Source organism: Arthrobacter sp. KNU-44 (assembly GCF_051843155.1).
Taxonomy (GTDB): domain Bacteria; phylum Actinomycetota; class Actinomycetes; order Actinomycetales; family Micrococcaceae; genus Arthrobacter.
This window is the reverse complement of the sequence record NZ_JBPXNG010000002.1, coordinates 4,041,867-4,061,575: the sequence shown is the minus strand read 5'-3', so window position 1 is coordinate 4,061,575 and position 19,709 is coordinate 4,041,867. Positions and strand designations below refer to the sequence as shown.

Genomic DNA, 19,709 nt, shown 5'->3' with positions numbered 1-19,709 from the left:
ATTACGAGTGTTGGGCCGTCGTGGGAACAGGCCGCAGGTGGCCCATCCAATTGGCCGGGCAGTGGCACGTCGCAGCGCCTAAAGTGTCAGTCCCCTCCCCTACGTTTGACGACATGGCTGACAAACCGCGTCGCCGTACATAGTCGCTACAGAAGAGGGCAGCCAGTGCCAAGTCAAGAACTGAAAACGGAACAGGCCACGACGGCGGCAGCAGCGGCGTCGTTCACGGCTCCTCCCGCGCGCACCTCCATGCCGGACTGGTACCCCGAACTGCTTGCCAGTGTCTCAAAGGAGGTCGGCGCAGGACGTTCACGGGCCATTTCCGCAGCGAACAAGGCTCTGCTTGCCTCCTATTGGTCCATCGGCCGGCACCTGGCACAGCGGGAATCTGAGCAAGGCTGGGGCTCCAAAGTCGTCACCCGCCTATCGGCGGACGTACAGGCCCGGTTTCCTGGTTCGAAGGGATTCTCGCCACGCAACCTCCGGTACATGAAGACTTTCGCCCAGGCTTGGCCTGAGTTCCCAATGTTGCAAGCGCCGCTTGCAACATTGCCCTGGTACCACCAGATCGCGCTGCTTGAGAAGCTCGACGACGCCGCGACCCGCCTCTGGTACGCAGCGGCCGCCGTCGAACACGGATGGTCGCGCAACGTTCTTGCCCATCAGATCGAAACGCGCCTCCACGAGCGCTCCGGGCAAGCGATTACCAATTTCAAGACCACCATGATGCCGGCGGACTCGGACCTTGCCCAACAAGCCACCAGGGACCCGTATGTGTTCGACTTCGTCGCCATGACTGACCGCCGCAACGAGCGGGAGCTGGAGCTTCAGCTCGTCCAGCATGTGGAGAAGTTCCTCCTGGAACTGGGCCAAGGGTTCGCTTTTGTCGGCGAGCAGGTCAGGTTGGAAATCAACGGCGATGAGTTCTTCGCCGATCTCCTCTTCTATCACTTGAAGCTCCGCTGCTATGTTGTGATCGAGCTCAAGGCGGTGAAGTTCGAGCCTGGATTTGTCGGCCAGCTAGGCATGTACATGTCAGCCGTGGACGATCTGCTGGCGCATCCCGATGACAAGCCAACGATCGGGCTCCTGCTCTGCAAGGAGAAGAACAACGTGGTGGCCGAATACGCGTTGCGGGGAATCAACCTGCCGATCGGCGTGTCGGAGTGGCAAAGCAAAATCATCGAATCGCTGCCGGAGGAACTCGCCTCAAGCCTGCCAAGCATCGAACTCCTCGAGGCCGAACTGGCTGACGAACCGGCAAACGTCGCGGCCGCAAGGCGTGCCCTGCCGTAGAACCTGAACGCAAGCTGTGAATTCGGCCGCTGCCCGTTTTTTAGGTTCAACCTGCGCGATTGAAGGCGTACCCTACATTCATACGCCGCCTGGGGGCCCTCGTCTCGTGGAGGAGCCATGCTCAGCTTGGATCAGCGTTTCAGGAAGCAAGGCCCACGAGCGGCCGGGTTTCGTCGGATAAGCAACCCGAAAAAGTACAAGCGGATCGTCGCCGTCTTGGGTGCCCTGCTGCTCACCGCGGGAGCCCTCAGCGGAGTCGCCGTTCCGGCGAGGGCAGCAGCCCCCACCATCGTGAGTTTGACCTTCGACGACGGCAACGGCAACCAGCTTGCCGCCGAACAGGTGTTGAAATCCCACGGGCTGGTGGGAACCTTCTTCATTACCACCAGTTGGATCGGCACCCCGGGTTATCTCACGCAGGCGAATCTGCACACCATCGCGGGCGACGGCAACGAGATCGGGGGCCACACGGTTACTCACCCGGATCTGACCACGCTCACCGCCGCAGCCGCAAGCGCTGAAATCTGCAACGGCAAGTCGACGCTGGAAAGCTGGGGATTCCAGGTGAACAACTTCGCCTATCCTTTTGCCGCCGAAAATGCGTCCGTCCAAGCTGAGGTAAAGAACTGTGGATTTGCCAGCGGACGAGGGCTGGGCGACATCCGTTCGCCGGCCAGCTGCCCGAGCTGCCCGTTCGCTGAGACCCTTCCCCCGGCAAATCCCCTGGTCACCAAGGCCCCGGACGAAGTCGACAGCACATGGACCCTCCAGAATCTGGAGGACCTTGTCACCAACGCCGAAAGCACCGGCGGATGGATGGAGTTGACTTTCCACCACATCGCGGTCGGAACTGATCCCACGCTGACCATTAGCCCAACGCTCTTTGACACGTTCGTCACTTGGCTGGCTGCGCGGACTGCCAACGGAACCACCTCGGTCCGGACCGTCGCCCAAGCCTTGGGGCAGTCGGCGACGCCGCCACCACCGCCACCGCCACCAGCGGGCGGGCACACCACGGGCGGAGCGATTGGCGCCGCGTGGACAGCACAGGGATCGCAAAACGGCCCCTTGGGCTTGCCTGTCACCGATGAGATCACCGGACTCAAGAACGGCGGCGCCTACCAAGCATTCCAAGGCGGACAGATCCACTGGTCACCCGCCACCGGCGCACACATCACCAGGGCAGCCAACGACGCCGCCTGGGCCTCCCAAGGCTGGGAAAACGGCTACCTGGGCTACCCCATAACGAATGAGATCACCGGACTCAAGAACGGCGGCGCCTACCAAGCATTCCAAGGCGGACAGATCCACTGGTCACCCGCCACCGGCGCACACATCACCAGGGCAGCCATCGACGCCGCCTGGGCCTCCCAAGGCTGGGAAAACGGCTACTTGGGCTACCCCATGACGAATGAAATCACCGGACTCAAGAACGGCGGCGCCTACCAAGCATTCCAAGGCGGACAGATCCACTGGTCACCGGCCACCGGCGCACACATCACCAGGGCAGCCATCGACGCCGCCTGGGCCTCCCAAGGCTGGGAAAACGGCCGCCTGGGCTACCCGACAAGCGAGGAGTACGCCTCAGCGGGTGGTTCCATCACCCAGAATTACCAAGGAGGCTTGATCACGTGGTCGCCAACCCGTGGCGCAACCATCATCGCAAATTGAAGCAGTGAAATAGGGAAGCAACAGGGCGTGGACTCAGACGTGCTCGCCAAACCAGGCCAGCATGTCTTGCCAGGCGGCTCTCGCCTGGGTTTCGTCGTACCGCTCGCTGGTGTCGTTGTGGAAGGCATGGTCGACGCCGGGATAGACTGTGAGCTTGTGGCGGACGTCGTTGGCTTCGAGCGCATCCCGAAGTGCCGGCATTGCGCCGGTGATGCGCTGGTCGAGTTCGGCATAGACGCCAAAGACGGCCGGTTTGATGGATGGAACCTTGTCCAGCTCGGGTGCGGGGCCATAGAAGGCCGCTGTGGCTTTCAGGCCGGGTATCTCGGTCGCGGATTGCCAAGTGATGCCGCCGCCAAAACAATAGCCGTTCATCGCGATCCGCTCCCCGTCCACGAAATCCAGTGACCGGAGGTAATCGAAGGCCGCGGAAAAATCGGAAACATGGCGCTCGGCCCCTGCCCTTGTCAGCGCTCCGGGCACGGCGTCGGCATCCACGCTCGGTGTGCCTCCCTCCCGACTCAGGAGATCCGGTGCCAAGGCAACGTACCCGGCCTTGGCAAACCGGCGGGCCACGTCCCGGATGTGCGGGGTAAGTCCGCGATTCTCATGGCAGACGAGGACCGCCGGTCCCGCATCTGCCCCCTCAGGCCTGGCAAGGTAGGCACTGATGCCGGTTCCGCCGGCGGGGAACCGGACGGTGGCGGTCACAAGGCCAGCGGCTCCCTCAGGTACGGAAAGTGGACTCTTCGCCCCCGGTACCGGCCCGGCAGTCGCCGTCGCCGCGGGTCGGGCGGATGAAGCTTCGGGGCTCGGCATGGGATCGGTGCTTCGCGGGACCTCATCCGGAGTGCATCCGAGCTGCAGCATCGTCGAGGAGACGGCGGCCATGCTCCCGGTGATAAATGCGAACCGGCGAATGAACGCCCGCTGCGACATGTCGCCCGAGCGGTAGTCGTCGAAGAATTCCTCGACCAGGTACTTTTCAAATTTCCCGAGCTGGATCATGGCAGGCCTCCTGAGTGTGCCGCATATCCTCCTCCGAAGACCGTCACCGGGCAAGGGTGCCAGGATGGTGGGTGTAGGCGCCAAGTAATGAGACACTCGGTTCCATGCGTGAATTCGTGGTTCTCGGCACCGCCTCCCAGGTCCCGACCAGGACCCGCAACCACAACGGATACGTGCTCCATTGGGATGGCGAGGGCCTGCTCTTCGATCCTGGAGAAGGCACCCAGCGGCAGATGCTCCAAGCGGGTGTCTCGGCCAGCCAGATCACGCGCATCTGTATTACCCATGTCCACGGCGACCATTGTTTCGGGCTGCCGGGCGTACTTTCGCGCATGGCGCTGGACCGGGTGGAGCATCCAATCCACTTGCACTATCCCGCGTCCGGCGAGGACATGATCCGCGCCCTCGTGGCTGTTGCGTCCCCCGGCATCGACCTTCGGCTTCATCCGCACGGCGGACCCGGTCCTATCGCCGCAGGAGTGGAGGTGCGCCCGCTGCTCCATCGAATCGAGACCTACGGCTACAGGGTTGTCGAGCCCGAGGGCCGCAGCCTCCTGCCGGAGCGGCTTGCGGCGGCGGGGATCAGCGGATCGGATATCAGCCTCCTGCAGCGGGACGGGAGCCTGGGCGGCGTGCGATTGGAAGACGTGAGCGTGCCGAGGCCCGCACAGAGCTTCGCCTTCGTCATGGACACGGCGCCATGTGACGGTGCTGAGGAACTCGCCGAGGGCGTTGACCTTCTCGTGGCTGAGTCCACTTTCAGCGACGACGACGACGCCCTCGCCACGCAATACCGCCACCTCACCGCCGGGCAGGCGGGGGCGTTGGCTGCAACTGCCGAAGCGGGCATGCTCATCCTCACCCATTTCTCGTCGCGCTATCCCGACGTCGGATTGCTGGCGGAGCAAGCCCGGGCGAGGTCGGGCGCGGCTGCCGTCATGGCCGCGAACGACCTGGACCGGGTTCCCTTCCCGAAGCGGCAGCGGTGGTTGTAGCGGACTCGAAGTACCTGGCAATTTTGTGATGCTTTCAGGTAGGTTCCCGGATAATCTGTCCGTGGGGAGGGCCACACCGGCACACCCACGCGTCCGCCGATGTGGGCGGGCTTGTCATCTATTCAGCTCTGGGGGCCGAAATGACAAACGAAATTCGGCCGCCGGATCACGTCGGCTCTTTCAGGGGCCTGGTCGAGGCCGTGCCGGATGCTTTGCTCGTGATCGACGCGGTCGGTCAGATCACGTTCGGCAACGCCTATTCAGAACAGCTCTTCGGTTTCGCGCAGCGAACTGCTGGGCAAGCACTATGAGATGCTGCTTCCGGCGCGGTTCAGGGGCCAGGGTGGAGCCATCCGGGATCTCTTTGCCCGTGATCCTGGAGTACGCAGGGCCGGGACTGACCTGAAACTGTTCGGCCGCCACCGTGACAGCACAGAGTTTCCCGTTGAGGTCAGCTTCGCTCCCCTAGGCGACCCCCCGGCCATGCAACTCGTCGCCTCCATCCGGGAAGTAAGTGACCGCGTCCGCGTTGACGCCGAACTCCGCGATGCCCTCTCCCTTCTCAGTGCCACCCTTGAGTCCACGGCCGACGGCATTCTGGTCGTCGCGGCGGACGGGACTATCGCGGGGGCGAACGAGCGCTTTGCCGAGTTGTGGGGCATCCCCGCGGATCTCCTGGAGTCCCACGACGACGGCCGGCTGTTGGCTTTCGTCCTCGACCAGCTCACTGATCCTGATGGCTTCATAGGCAAGGTCCAGGAACTGTACGCCGATCCGGGGGCGGAGAGCCTGGACATGTTGGAATTCCGTGACGGGCGGACGTTTGAACGGTATTCCCGGCCCCAACAGGTCGGTGATGAGATCGTGGGACGGGTCTGGAGTTTCCGTGACGTCACTTCACGTCAGCGCGCACAGGACCAGGCGCGGGAGGCGCTCGCCCAAGTGGAGGGCCTGGCCGCCATCGTTGAGTCTTCGGCTGACGCGATCATCGGTATGACGCCCGCGGGCCTCATCACCAGCTGGAACCCCGGGGCGGAGAAGCTGTACGGATACACTGCCGCTGAAGCGACCGGGCAGAACGTCAGGCTCCTCATTCCGGACTACCTCCAGGCCGAGGACGAGGTGCTGGCCGCCGTCCAGCATGGCGGACAGGCCCACAGCTTCGAGACAGACCGGATGCGCAAGGACGGGTCCATAGTGCCCGTGTCCCTGACGGTCTCCCCGATCCGAGGCGAACACGGAGTCATCGGGATTGCGACCATCGGCCAGGACATAACCGCCCGGCGTGCCGCAGATGCTGACCTGCTGGCCGCCCGGGAGGAGGCCCTGGAATCGAGCAGGTTGAAGTCCGAGTTCCTCGCGACGATGAGCCATGAGATCCGTACCCCCATGAACGGAGTGGTAGGCCTGACAACGCTTTTGTTGGACACGCCGCTGGATGAAACACAACGCAAATTCGCCGAAGGGGTTCAGACTGCCGCCGGAGCTTTGTTGACCCTGATTAACGACATCCTGGATTTCTCGAAGTTGGAAGCGGGGAAGATCGACCTGGACATCACTTCCTTCGATCCGCAGTACCTCATGGAGGAAGTCGCCTCGCTCCTGGCCGAAGCAGCTCAGAGCAAGGGGCTGGAACTCATCGCGTACTGCCACCCCGATGTTCCCGCACAGCTGGCTGGTGATGCCGGCCGGATCCGGCAGATACTGTTGAACCTGGCTTCGAACGCCGTGAAGTTCACCGCGTCCGGTGAAGTCGCCATCCGGGTGAACGTCGAGGACCAGGACGCAAGAACCGCACTTGTGCGATTCGAGGTCAGCGATACCGGTATTGGTATCGACGCTGCTGATCATTTGCGCTTGTTCGATTCGTTCTCCCAAGCGGATGCCTCCACCACGCGTCGGTACGGTGGAACAGGGCTGGGGCTGGCCATCTGCCGGCGTCTGACTGAAGTGATGGGCGGGGACATCGGTTTGACCAGTACCCCTGGTGAGGGAAGCACGTTCTGGTTCTCTCTCCGATTGCCGCTGGCTACGGAACCTGGGCCGATTCCGGAGCGTCCGGTCCCGAGCCTGCTGGCGGGTCTGCGCGTGTTGGTGGTCGACGATAATGCCACCAACAGGTTCGTGTTGGAATCGCAATTGAACACATGGGGGCTGCGGCCGGACGCGGTTGCCGACGCGCGCACGGCACTCGACCGGTTACGGGCGGCGGCCGCCGCGGGGAAACCCTTCGACGTCGCCATGCTCGACATGTGCATGCCGGACATGGATGGCCTTGAGCTTGCTTACGAGCTCTCGAGCGATCCCGGCCTTCGGGGCCTCCGGCTCATGATGCTGACGTCCGCGCCCCAGGTATCCAAGACCGATATGACTGATGCGGGAATCCGGGAATGGCTCACGAAACCTGTACGCGGCTCCGAACTCTACGACCGCCTGATCCGGCTGGTAACTGGCAAGCCAGCGACCAGGCCGGCGTTCGCACGTGCACAGGCCCCGAGGCCGGCCAGGCCTTCCAAAGGAAGGATCCTTGTAGTGGAGGACAACGAGGTGAACCAGCTCGTCGCCCGTGAAATGGTTGCCAAACTGGGCTACGAAGCCGAGCTGGCCGCCGATGGCGCCGAGGCAGTCACCGCCATCGCCGCCCGCTCCTATGCGGCTGTGCTCATGGATTGCCACATGCCCGTCATGGACGGTTTCGAGGCCACCAGGAGCATTCGAGCGAGGGAAAACGGCAGCGTGCGCTTGCCCATCATCGCCATGACCGCCGGAGCCCAGAACGAAGACCGCGAGCGCTGCCTGGCAGCCGGCATGGATGATTACCTCAGCAAACCGGTCGATCTGGCTGCCCTAGATGCGGCCCTGAACCGGTGGGTTCCCCAGCGGGAGGGATCTAGGACGCAATGACCGCGGAAGCGCAGAGCCCTGCTTACGTAGGGCTCTGCGCGTGTGTGGCCGCGCGTACCTTGGAAAACGAGTAGGCGGCACTCGTGCTTCAGGGCCCGGAAAGATGTTGAATTAACACAGGAATACATCCGCGGCTTGAGACAGACCAGCCGGCCCTCCTGGACCGGCGTTGGACGGGGCCGACGGCGGGAGTGCCCTTGGAGCCCGGGGCTCGGGGCTCTCTACCCCAGACGCCGCCGGCCCCCCGGGGTTGCCCACAGGAACCAAGCTCGCCTCATCAGGTTTGTGCGCCGTCTGTTCTTTTTCTGCGCCTGCCGGAGCACAATTGAGAAATGTTGGACCGTGGACGGTGCGGCATGAAAACTCTCTCGCGCTGTTCCGGTCCTCCTTTCATCAGCCTGTTGTGAAAGGACGCCGAGATGTTCCAGCCAAGCAAACGACTAACAGCGTTGGGATCCGCATTCGTGTTGGTTCTGGCGATGTCCGCGGTGGCGTCGTGTTCCGGGCCAAGCGGCACGCCTTCCACGGCCACGTCGAGCGGGACGCCGACAGGGCCGACGTCGGGATCTGCCTCGCCGACGGCGACCGCGACAGTGACGTCGGACACCGCGGCGTTCTGCGGGGCAGGGTCCGCCATCCACTATGACCGCTCCGCCTTCCAGTTGACGCCCAGGATTGACAACAAGTGGTTTCCGCTGAAGCCCGGCATGCAGTACACGACGAAGGGCACGGTGAAGAGTGCCGATGGCACCTCGGAGCGCACAGTGGTCCACTCCGTGACCGGACTGACAAAGGTTATAGACGGCGTGAAGACCCTCGTGATGTGGGACCGGGACTACTTCGACGGGCAGCTCGTGGAATCCGAACTGGCCTTCTTCGCCCAGACGGAAAAGGGCGCGGTCTGGCTCTTCGGGGAGTACCCGGAAGAGTACGAGAACGGCACTTTCACCGGCGCCCCCCGCACTTTCATTAGCGGCATTTCCAAGGCCCAGGCAGGGATCGCCATGCAGGATCAGCCGGTGACCGGTACCCCGGGGTACGTGCAGGCCCATGCACCCGACGTGGGCTTCCTGGATTGTGGAACTGTCTTCAAACAGCACGAGCGGGTATGCGTCCCCACCGCGTGCTACGACGATGTGTTGATTGTTGATGAATACAATCCGCTGGAACCATCTGTGGGCCACCAGCAAAAGCTCTATTCAGCGGGCACGGGGCTGGTGAAAGTGACAGCGGTTGGCGGTGTGGACCAGGAGTCGTTGGACCTCGTCAAAGCGGAGTCGCTCGCAGACTCCGCGCTGAGTGAGATCAATCGGCAGGCACTGGAATTGGACGGGCACGCCTACCAGGTCAGTGCAAGTGTTTACGCGACGACGCCCCGCGCCGAGGTTGCGACGCCGGGCCCCGGCGGCTAGTGCGCCGATACCACTATCACTTGTGAAAAGACGGAAAATTCCCTGTCATTATCCTGAGAATCCTCGCATTGAGCGTTGACCCGGGGTTTGCCCCAGGCTCATTATTGACGTACACGTCTGGGGGCGCTTTGGCACTGTTCCAGGGAGCGGCGTGGTGGGCAGGTACCGGGGATCTAACTTTTTCAGCAGGCACTCACCGGAAGTCGATTCCGGGGTGTCTCCTCCCCGCTACGGTTTCTCCACCGTCCCACCCCAGGAACCGGGTGTCCGGCCATGATGAGCACGATCCTCCGGTGGGTACTCCAGTTCCGGTTTCTGGTCCTGGCTTTGGCAGTGGGAATCCTGGGTTTCGGCTTCGCGAGCCTGCCGGGCATGGCAGTGGATGCTTTCCCGGAATTCGCCCCTCCACAGGTTGAAATCCAGACTGAGGCCCTGGGGCTATCCGCCGCGGAAGTTGAACAGCTGATCACTTCCCCTATGGAGGCGGACCTGTTGAACGGCGTGGCCTGGGTGGAAGCCATTCATTCCAGATCCGTCCCGGGCCTTTCATCGATCCAGATGGTGTTCAAGCCTGGGACCGACCTTTTTCGGGCCCGCCAGCTTGTGTCTGAACGTCTGACCCAGGCACGCGCGTTGCCGAACGTATCTGCCGCGCCCGTCCTGATGCAGCCGCTCTCATCGACGAGCAGGGTCATGATGATTCGGCTGACCTCCAAAGAGTTGTCCGCCATTGACCTGTCTGTTCTGGCCCGCTGGACCATGAAGCCCGGCCTCTTGGCGGTGCCCGGCGTCGCGAACGTGGCTATTTGGGGCCTCCGCGACCAGCAACTGCAGGTCCTGGTCGATCCTGGGGAACTTGAGGCCAAGGGCGTGACGCTGGACGAGGTCATTACCACCACGGGCAATGCCGTGTGGGTGTCGCCTTTGAGTTACCTTGAGGCGTCCACACCCGGCACCGGCGGTTTTTTGGAGACCGGCCACCAGCGGCTCGGAGTTCAGCACGTCCTGCCGATCACCACGCCCGAGGATCTGGGCCAAGTCAGCTTGGAGGGGCCGGCCGGAAAACTGGTGTTGGGCGATGTCGCCCACGTCGTGACCGATCACCAGCCGCTGATCGGGGATGCACTTTCCGGCAAGGATGCCGAATTGCTCCTGGTCATCGAGAAGTTCCCGGAGACGAACACGAGGGATGTGACCCGGGGCATCGATGATGCGCTCCATTCCCTCCAGCCCGGGCTGTCCGGCGTCACGATCGATACCACCGTCTACCGACAAGCAGCGTTCATTCAGGAAGAGGTCGGCACGCTTGGTGTCGCACTGATTGCCTCGCTGCTGCTGATAGTCACCATGTTTGGCGCGTTCTTCCGATCCTGGCGAACCGCGGCCATCAGCCTGGTCACGATTCCGGTCTCACTGACGGCGGCGGCCTTGGTGCTGTATCTGACGGGCAACGGGATGAACACCATGGTCCTCGCGGGCATGCTCCTGGCCTTGGCCGTCATCGTCGGAGACGTCGCCGAAGACCTCAATGGCGCTGTCCGCGCTGGCAGGGCCGGCGCCGGATCCGGCGTCGCGGAGTCGAGCGGCACCTTGGTGACGGGGTCCCTGCGGGCAGTGCGGACGCCGATTCTCTACTCCTTCCTGATCATGGCGTTGTCGGTGCTGCCCGTGTTCTTCGTACCGGGCGAGGACGGAGCGCTCTTCGGCCCGCTGCTCCTTTCCTACCTGCTCACGCTGGCTGTCGCGATGATCGTGGCGCTGACTGTCACCGCGGCGCTGGTCTTCGTCCTGCCCGTCAGCCGGACCACCGCAAGGGAAGGACGCACCTTGGGCCGGGTACACAGCGGATACGGCCGTGCTTTGGGCAGGGTGGCGGGAAAGGCCCGGTGGGTATTCGCGGGCGCCGCGGCCATCGCCGTCGCCGGACTTGCCCTCGCGCCCCAGCTGGCCACCGGCCAGCCGACCGTGCCCGTCCTGCCGGACAGGACTCTCGTTGTGCAGTGGAATGCGATTGCTGGCACATCAGACCAGGAAATGAGCCGGATCACTGATGCGGCCGCCCAAGAGCTCCGGGCACTTCCCGGCGTCGCCAATGTGGGGGGACACGTCGGGCGAGCCATCACCTCGGACCAGGTGGGTGACATCAGCGCCGGGGAGCTGTGGGTGACAGTTTCCGCGGAGGCCTCCTACCGCGATACAGCTGCCGCAGTCCAGCACGTGGTGAATGGGTATCCGGGGTTGACCAGCAAAGTATCCACGTATCCGCAGCAGAAGATCGACCAGATCCATCAGGCCGCCGACCCCGGATTCACCGTCCGGGTTTACGGCCTGGATATGGCCACGCTCCGCCAGAAGGCTGAGGAAGTGCGGCAGATCCTGGCCCGGACCGGCGGCGTCGTCAATCCCCATGTCGACGCGCCCGCGAAACAACCAATCGTGGAGGTCCAGGTTGACCTGGCCGCGGCCCAGAAGGCGGGTGTCATCCCCGGCGACGTCAGGCGCGCGGCCGCCGCCCTGCTGCAGGGGATCGAAGTCGGCAACATCTACCAGCAACAAAAAGTCTTCTCGGTGATTGTCAAAGGAACCCCGTCCACCAGGAACAGCCTCACCAGCGTCCGCGAGCTGCTGATCGACACCCCCGGCGGCGGGCACGTACGCCTCGGCGACGTTGCCCAGGTCAACATCGTCGGGAACGAGGCGGTCATCCTGCACGATGACACCTCGCGCCGGGTCGACGTGAAGGCTGAAATTCAGGGGCGCGCTCTCAACGAGGTGCAGCAGGACATCGAGAAGGGCCTCCAACAGCTTCAGTTCCCGCTCTCCTACCATGCGGAAATCCTCACCCAGTACGCAGAGCAGCAGAATAGCGCCCGGTGGCTGTGGCTCCTGGCGGCGGTCGCTGCGGCTGGCATCCTCGTGCTCCTCCAGACCGCGCTGGGAAGCTGGCGGCTAGGTGCGACGGTCTTCCTGGGCCTGGTTGCGGCACTCTCGGGCGGGGTGCTCGCGGCAGGGATGACGGGCGGAATCAACTCCTTGATCTCGCTTCCTGCTTTCTCTGCCGTCCTGGGCATCGCCGTGCGTGGTTCCATTCTGCTGATACGGCACGTCCGAAGATTGACGTCCGAGCACAGCGCGGCCTATGGACCCGCGCTCGTGATCCGAAGCGCGCGGGACCGGTTGATGCCCGTGCTGATGTCGGCCCTGATGACGGCTCTTGGCCTGCTGCCGCTCGTGCTCATCGGTGGCGTGGTCGGAACGGAAATCATCCAACCGCTCGCCGTTATCATCTGGGGCGGGCTGCTCACCACGACTCTTTTCCTGCTATTTGTCTTGCCCGCACTGCTGCTTCGATTCGGACCGGAACGGGCGCCCAGCACCGCGCCCCGGAACGATTCGCTGCTCCGGGCACAGAGCGAGGACGCACCATGAAAAAGTTAGCTTCCCGACGGGGCCACATCACCAAGGTCCTGGCCGCCCTGGTGGTGGCCGCGTTCCTGACGCTGTCGCTGCCCGCCTGTTCCCAGCCGCAAGCCGAGGCCGTGCCTGCCGCAGACACCCCTGCCACCCTGGAAGAAGTCCCGGGGACGGACCTGCACCGCATCACCCTGACGGAACGCGCCGTCGAACGCCTTGGGCTGAAGACCGGGATGGCGGCGTCGGGTCCGCAGGGGAAGCTGACCGTCCCGTACGGGGCGATCCTGTACGACAGCCAAGGCAGGACCTGGGTCTACACAAATCCGGACGTACGCGTGTATGTCCGCCAGGCCGTAAGCGTCGAGCGAATCGCCGGCGAAGCCGCCTTGCTGAAGGACGGTCCGCCGGTCGGCACGGTTGTGGTGACGTTGGGGGCCGAGGAGCTGTTCGGCGAGGAATTCGATACGGCCCACTGAGATGCGTTGGATCATAGGCATCAGCCTCAAATTCAGGACGGTGGTTGTTGCACTGGCCTGCGCGGTGATGCTGTTGGGCTCCGTACAGTTGAGCTCAGCGTCCATCGATGTCTTTCCGGAATTCGCACCCCCGCGCGTGGAAATCCAGACGGCCTGCCTGGGCCTGACCGCGCAGGAAGTGGAAGAGCTGGTCAGCGTCCCCATCGAGGCTTCCCTGAGCGGCATGCCCGGCCTGGATGAGCTGCGCTCCAAGTCCGTGCCCCAGCTGTCCTCGATCGTGCTCGTCTTCAAGCAGGGTACCGATCTGCTGAATGCCCGTCAGGTGGTCTCTGAACGGATGGCGGCAGTGACCTCCGCCCTGCCCACCTGGGCGGCTCCGCCGGTCATGCTTCAGCCGTTGTCGTCGACGAGCCGCGTGATGAAGATCGGCATGACCTCCTCCAACCGGTCCCTCATCGAGATGTCCATGCTCTCTTACTGGACGATCCGCGCCCGGTTGCTCCGGGTGCCCGGGGTGGCCAATGTCGCCATCTGGGGTGAAAGGCTCCAGATGCTGCAGGTCCAGGTGCAGCCGGACCGGCTCAAGGCTGAAAACGTTTCGCTCAACCAGGTCATGGAAGTCACCGCCGGAGCCGTCGACGCCGGACTGCTGAAGTATTCCCCCGGCCGGTTCATCGGCACGGGGGGCTTCATTGACAGTCCGAACCAGAGAATGGGCGTCCAGCATGTCCAGGCGGTTTCCAGCCCCGAGGACCTGGCACAGGTCACCATCAGGGAAAAGGACGGCGTTGCGCTTCATCTGGGCGACGTGGCCAAAGTCGTGGAGGACCACCAGCCGCTCATCGGCGACGCGGTCATCAACAATGGTCACGGGCTCATGCTTATCGTCGAAAAGCTTCCTTGGGGAAACACCCTCGATGTGACCAAAGGAGTTGAGGACGCCCTCCGCCAGCTCCAGCCAGGGTTGAGTGGAATCACCTTTGACACCACGATTTTCCGTCCGGCGAGCTTCATCGAGGAGGCGATTTCCAACCTGAGCCTCGCACTGCTCCTTGGGTGCCTGCTGGTGGTCATGATCCTCGGCGCCTTCCTCTTCCAGTGGCGCACAGCGCTGATCAGTCTCGTGGCCATTCCGCTCTCCCTCCTGACGGCAGCGCTCGTGCTGTACTACACAGCGAGCTCCATCAACACCATGGTCCTGGCGGGGCTGGTCATCGCAGTCGGTGTCGTCGTCGACGACGCGATCATCGACGTCGAAAACATCATGCGCCGGCTCAGACAACATAGGGCCCTGGGCAGCGAAGAACCAACGGCCTCGGTGGTGCTCAGGGCCTCCTTGGAAATGCGAAGTCCCATTGTCTACGCGACCCTGATCATCGTCGTCGCGGCCGTTCCTATTTTCTTCCTCGACGGACTGACTGGTGTCTTTTTCCGGCCGCTGGCTGTCTCCTATACCCTGGCCGTCCTCGCCTCTATGCTGGTCGCGCTGACCGTGACACCGGCGCTGGCACTGATTCTGCTCGGCAAGGCGAAACTGGAGCAGCGTGACCCTCCCCTGGTCCGGGTGCTCAAACGCGGATATCACGCCGCCTTGTCCCGGACCATGAACCGGCCCCGCTACGGCTACGCGGGTTTCGGTGCCGTCGCCTTGGCGGGCCTGGTGATCGCTCCCCTGCTGGGCCAGTCCTTGTTCCCCACCTTCAAGGAACGGGATTTCCTCATGCACTGGGTCTCAGAGCCCGGCACTTCGGCAGCTGAGGAATACCGCATCTCACAGAGGGGCTGCGAGGAGCTCCTCAAGGTGCCCGGAGTCCTGAACTGCGGTACCCACATAGGCCAAGCATTCACCGCAGACGAGATTGTCGGCGTCAACGCCGGGGAAAACTGGATCAGCATCGACCGCCACGCTGACTACGATAAAACGGTGGCAGCTGTCCAGGAGGTTGTCGACGGCTATCCGGGCCTGCACCGCGACGTCCAGACCTACCTGAAAGAGAGAATCGAAGAGGTCCTGACCGGCTCCAGCGAACCAATCCTGGTCCGGGTCTACGGGGATGACCTCAACGTGCTTCGGGATCAGGCCCAGAAGATCAAATCCATCCTTGACCACATCCAGGGCACCAATGAACCCCACATTTCCCTGGAAGTCGAGGTGCCGCAGATCACGGTCAAGGTGGATCTTGCCGCGGCGCAAAAGTACGGACTGAAACCCGGCGACGTCAGGCGGGCAGCCGCGACACTCGTGGCCGGGGAAGAGGTAGGCGACGTCTTCCGGGACGGACGCGCGTATGACGTCCAAGTCTGGAGCACACCGGAGACCCGTGCCAGCGTCACCAGCATCGAGGAACTGCCGCTCGATACCCCCAGCGGACAGCGTGTCCGGCTGGCCGACGTCGCCGCTGTCAGTGTGCAATCGACACCCAACCTCATTGACCGCACCAACGGATCCCGCCGCGTGGAGGTCGGTTCCTTTATCGATCAGGGGGCGGACCTCGGGACCGTTGTCCGCACGCTACAGGAACGCCTCGAAGAGATGAAGCTGCCGCCGGGTTACAGCGTCCAACTCCTCGGCGAGTACACGGAACGCCAGGCAGCCACCGAACGCCTGGCGATCTTCGCCGTGGCGGCCCTGGCCCTGATCCTCCTGTTCCTGCAAGCGTCGTTCCGGAGCTGGCGGCTGGCCCTCCTCGCGCTGCTGACGCTCCCCATCGCCCTGGTCGGCGGGGTCTTCGCTGCCTACGTGACCGGCGGGGTCCTCTCGCTTGGCTCACTCGTCGGGTTCCTCACGGTGATGGGTATCGCAGCCCGCAACGGGATCCTGCTCATCAGCCACTGCCAGCACCTGGAAAGGAACGAGGACGAAGCCTTCGGCCGCGCCCTCGTGATGCGCGGAGCTGCGGAACGGCTTTCCCCGATCCTCATGACCACCTTGGCTACCGGACTTGCCCTGGTGCCCTTGGTGGTCATGGGAAATATCCCGGGCCACGAAATCGAACACCCCATGGCCGTGGTCATCCTTGGCGGACTCGTCACGTCCACCCTGCTCAATTTGTTCATTGTCCCCTCGCTCTACCTCCGCTTCGCAAAAGCAGCGACTACCCCGAGCGGAGCTTCACGGAGGGGACTCACCTTCCTTTTCCGGGGATTCAGGCGGATGGTTCCTTCCCGAGCGCAGGAACCTGGTTAGCCGAGTGTGTCTGCCCCGCGCACGCCCCCAGCGGCGCCAACGTTAAATTGTCGGTGCCTCCTGCGATGCTGTGGGTATGGATCGAAGGACAGCCTGGAGTGCGGAGAGCAGGGCGGCCGTGGAGGCCGTCGCCGGCTCCGTTGCCGTGCTTGCCGCCGTCACCCGGGACGCGGATTCACCCGAAAGCGCCGATCCGCTAAGGAGCCTGGCCGAAGGTTGCCTGCACGGCCTCGCCGAAATCGCCCGGCTGGAAGCCCGGACCGCCGCCCTGAAAGCGAGGCTCGCCGCGGACTACGTCCAGGCCGCCAGGGCCCTCGCGCCGCCGGCGCCCTCACCGCAGGAATCCACCGCCCACGAGCTCGCCCTGCTCGCCGAACTCGCCTGCGTCCTGACCGTCAGCGAACGCACCGCCGCCGCCTTCCTCTCCGCATCCCGGTCCCTGACCACGGGCCTGCCCCTGACCCTGGCCGCGCTGCAGTCCGGGACGATCTCCTGGCAGCACGCCCGGATCATCATCGACGAAACCGACGGCCTGGGACCGGCCGCAGCGGCCGGCCTGGAAGCCCACTTCCTGGACCCCGACGCACCCAACCCCGCCCGCGGCTGCCCGGCCGGGGACCTCGTCCCGTCCCGGTTCCGGACCAAAGCCCGCACCTGGCGCGAACGCCACCACCCCGTCAGCATCGAAAACCGCCACACCCAAAGCGCCCAGGACCGGCGCGTCGAATACCTCCCGGACCGCGACGGCATGGCCTGGCTCTCCGCCCACCTCCCCGCCGACACCGCGGCCGGGATCTGGGAACGGACCACCGCCGCCGCCCGCGCCCTCCAAGGCCCCCACGAAACCCGGACCCTCGCCCAGCTCCGCGCCGACATCACCGCCACCTGGCTCCTCACCAACCACAACGGTGACACGCCCGACGGCGGCACGCCGGACGGCGGAATGGAACCGGGGCGGGTACCGTCCCCGCGGGCGCAGGTCCTGGTCACCGTCCCGGTCCTGTCCCTCATCGGCGCCACCGAGGAACCAGCCATGCTCGACGGATACGGGCCGATCCCGCCCTCCATCGCACGCCGCCTGATCGCCGACGGCGCAGAGTCCTTCCACCGCGTCCTGACCGACCCCCGCGACGGGGCCCCGCTGGAAATCGGACGCACCAGCTACCGCCTCACCAAAGCCCAGCGCCAATGGCTGCGGCTCCGCGACGGCAAATGCCCCTTCCCCGGCTGCAACAACCACTCCCTGGACAACGACGCAGACCACCTCCTGGCCTGGGCCCACGGAGGCACCACCGGCATCACCAACCTCGCCCAACCCTGCCCCAAACACCACCGCCTCAAACACCGCACCGCATGGACCCCCACCCCGGCCAGCAAGAACCATCCACCGGGCTGGACCTCACCATCCAAACGGCACTACCCCGCCGAACACCAGGACTGGGAACCACCCCACTGGCCACCCCACCTCCCGATCACCAAGACGGACACCGACACTCCACCGGACCAAGACCTGCCCACGGATCCCTTCCCCGACTGGCACTCCTTCACTGCCGCACACCCCTGGCCCGACCCCGACGACATGGACGTCAACGCCATGGACGACCCGGCCGAGTCAGGCGATCCGGGCTGGACCGTGCCCCTGGACGACTCCTTCCCCGAATACGCCGCATTCGAAGGCACCTGATCGACCAGAACTACACGCCGGCAACAGAAGCGGCCGCGCCTGAACACCCTCGTAAACGGCGCAGCGCAGTCACGCCTCCTAGTAGGCTCGACCCCACAAGTGTGATCAACAGGAGGCCATGGTGACCGAGACGACAGTGGACGAACTGGTGGCCGAGCTTGCCGCGCTCGAGGACCCGAGAGCCCGCGAAGTGAACGAGAAACACGGTGACGATCACGGAGTGAACCTTGGCAAACTGCGCGCGCTCGCGAAGCGGTTGAAGACGCAGCAGGAAGTCGCACACCAGCTCTGGGCGACGGAAGACACGGCGGCTAGACTGCTCGCGATCCTGATCTGCCGCCCGAAGGCGTTCGAGCACGATGAGCTGGACGCCATGTTGCGCCAGGCCCGCACGCCGAAGGTTCACGACTGGCTCGTGAACTACGTGGTGAAGAAGAACCCGCACTGCGAGGAGCTGCGCCTTGCCTGGTTCCCCGATCCGGATCCAGTGGTCGCGAGTGCCGGATGGGCACTGACCACTGAACGCGCGGTCAAGAATCCCGAGGGCCTCGACCTCGCGGGACTGCTCGACGTCATCGAGGCGGAGATGAAAGACGCCCCGGATCGTCTTCAATGGGCCATGAATCACTGCCTGGCCCAGATCGGAATCGAACATGCCGAGCACCGCGCCCGCGCTATCGACATCGGTGAGCGCTTGGGTGTGCTCAAGGATTACCCGACTCCCCCGAACTGCACCTCTCCGTTCGCGCCCATTTGGATCACTGAGATGGTGCGCCGACAGCACGCTATGTAGGAATTTTTAACTATCCTCAGCCCATCGTTGCAGCTCGGCCCAACGCGGTTGATGCCGCCTGAATGCTGGCGCCTACGATGCCAGCATCGTTCCTGAGCTTCGCCGGGACGACCGGAGTCCTCAGCGTGAGGAGAGGCAGGTAGTCATCGGTTCTTTGGGAGATGCCTCCGCCAACAATGATGAGTTCGGGCGAGAACATGAACTCAAGCTCAGAAAGGTAGCGGTTCAGGTGAACACTGTATTCCGGCCAACCCAATCCGTCGCGTTCACGGGCGACGGCGGATGCTCTGGTTTCAGCGTCGTAGCCATCGATGGAAATGTGACCGAGCTCTACATTGGGCAAGACGTTTCCGTCGAAAATCAGGGCTGATCCGATCCCTGTGCCCAGGGTAATGACCAAAACGGTGCCGCGAGTTCCCCGGCCGGCGCCGTAGCGGGCTTCCGCGAGTCCTGCAGCGTCGGCGTCGTTCAGGACGGCAACGGGCCGCCGAATGCGGTCGGAGAAATGGGTGCCGATGTCGAAATCGATGAAGGTCCTGTCCATATTTGCCGCAGATCGGGACGTGCCGTGCTGGACGATGCCCGGAAAGGTGACGCCAACAGTTGAATCAAGTCCCGCTTCGCTTCCTGCGGTGAGTTCCTCCACGAGCTGCCGAACAACATCTCCGACGGACTCTGGATCCGCTGGTTGGGGCGTGGCCAAACGAACGCAGCTTCCCAGAATCTCGCCCCTTTCGAGGTTGACGATCCCGCCCTTGACGCCGGTGCCACCGATGTCAACGCCAATGAAATGGCCCGCTCTTGTCATGTTTACAGGCATATTGGTCCGATTCTTTGATCTGTTAGAGGGCGGCAGCTTGTTATCGCTA

The 19,709-nt window shown here is 63.9% G+C and carries 13 protein-coding genes; 11 read left to right on the top strand and 2 right to left on the bottom strand.

The features are described 5' to 3' along the window. The first annotated feature begins 165 nt into the window (after nt 1-165). Both ACSVHC_RS20045 and ACSVHC_RS20040 read left to right on the top strand, forming a co-directional pair. Nucleotides 166-1,296, top strand: coding sequence for a PDDEXK nuclease domain-containing protein (locus tag ACSVHC_RS20045; RefSeq protein WP_437770326.1), 1,131 nt, complete (start codon nt 166-168; stop codon nt 1,294-1,296). A gap of 117 nt (nt 1,297-1,413) precedes the next feature. Further along, entirely contained in the window at nt 1,414-2,967 is a 1,554-nt protein-coding gene (locus tag ACSVHC_RS20040; RefSeq protein ID WP_437770327.1) for a polysaccharide deacetylase family protein, read from the top strand. A 33-nt stretch (nt 2,968-3,000) separates the two neighbouring features. Here ACSVHC_RS20040 and ACSVHC_RS20035 read toward each other — a convergent pair whose 3' ends face one another. After that, entirely contained in the window at nt 3,001-3,975 is a 975-nt protein-coding gene (locus ACSVHC_RS20035; protein WP_439181247.1) for a dienelactone hydrolase family protein, read from the bottom strand. 104 nt (nt 3,976-4,079) lie between these two features. Here ACSVHC_RS20035 and ACSVHC_RS20030 point away from each other — a divergent pair, with 104 nt between their 5' ends. The 9 genes from ACSVHC_RS20030 (at nt 4,080) to ACSVHC_RS19990 (ending at nt 18,840) form a co-directional block, all read left to right on the top strand. After that, on the top strand, nt 4,080-4,970 hold the full coding sequence (locus ACSVHC_RS20030) for a ribonuclease Z (protein ID WP_437770329.1): 891 nt from the start codon (nt 4,080-4,082) through the stop codon (nt 4,968-4,970). A gap of 140 nt (nt 4,971-5,110) precedes the next feature. Further along, complete coding sequence (locus ACSVHC_RS20025) at nt 5,111-5,281, top strand: PAS domain-containing protein (protein ID WP_439181246.1); 171 nt, start codon at nt 5,111-5,113, stop codon at nt 5,279-5,281. Nucleotide 5,282: 1 nt separating this feature from the next. Next, a complete protein-coding gene (locus tag ACSVHC_RS20020; protein ID WP_439181245.1) occupies nt 5,283-7,874 on the top strand; it encodes a response regulator in 2,592 nt (863 codons plus the stop codon). Nucleotides 7,875-8,293: 419 nt separating this feature from the next. Continuing rightward, the gene (locus tag ACSVHC_RS20015) at nt 8,294-9,286 is read left to right on the top strand and encodes a hypothetical protein (RefSeq protein WP_437770332.1); all 993 of its coding nucleotides are present in this window, start codon (nt 8,294-8,296) and stop codon (nt 9,284-9,286) included. A 273-nt stretch (nt 9,287-9,559) separates the two neighbouring features. Then, complete coding sequence (locus ACSVHC_RS20010) at nt 9,560-12,715, top strand: efflux RND transporter permease subunit (protein ID WP_437770333.1); 3,156 nt, start codon at nt 9,560-9,562, stop codon at nt 12,713-12,715. Continuing rightward, nucleotides 12,712-13,176: a hypothetical protein gene (locus ACSVHC_RS20005; RefSeq protein WP_437770334.1), complete on the top strand. Its 465-nt coding sequence runs from the start codon at nt 12,712-12,714 to the stop codon at nt 13,174-13,176. Before ACSVHC_RS20010 ends, ACSVHC_RS20005 begins: the two co-directional genes overlap by 4 nt. A 1-nt stretch (nt 13,177) precedes the next feature. Next, nucleotides 13,178-16,363, top strand: a complete 3,186-nt coding sequence (locus tag ACSVHC_RS20000) for an efflux RND transporter permease subunit (protein ID WP_437770335.1) — start codon at nt 13,178-13,180, stop codon at nt 16,361-16,363. A 76-nt stretch (nt 16,364-16,439) separates the two neighbouring features. Further along, nucleotides 16,440-18,047 (top strand): HNH endonuclease signature motif containing protein, encoded by a 1,608-nt coding sequence (locus tag ACSVHC_RS19995; protein WP_439181244.1) that lies wholly within the window; start codon nt 16,440-16,442, stop codon nt 18,045-18,047. 121 nt (nt 18,048-18,168) lie between these two features. Next, nucleotides 18,169-18,840 carry a DNA alkylation repair protein gene (locus ACSVHC_RS19990; RefSeq protein ID WP_439181243.1) on the top strand — a complete coding sequence of 224 codons (672 nt, stop codon included), beginning with the start codon at nt 18,169-18,171 and terminating at the stop codon, nt 18,838-18,840. Nucleotides 18,841-18,856: 16 nt separating this feature from the next. Here the strand turns inward: ACSVHC_RS19990 and ppgK are convergent, their stop codons facing one another. Next, nucleotides 18,857-19,648, bottom strand: coding sequence for a polyphosphate--glucose phosphotransferase (gene ppgK, locus ACSVHC_RS19985; protein ID WP_437770338.1), 792 nt, complete (start codon nt 19,646-19,648; stop codon nt 18,857-18,859). Nucleotides 19,649-19,709: the final 61 nt, after the last annotated feature.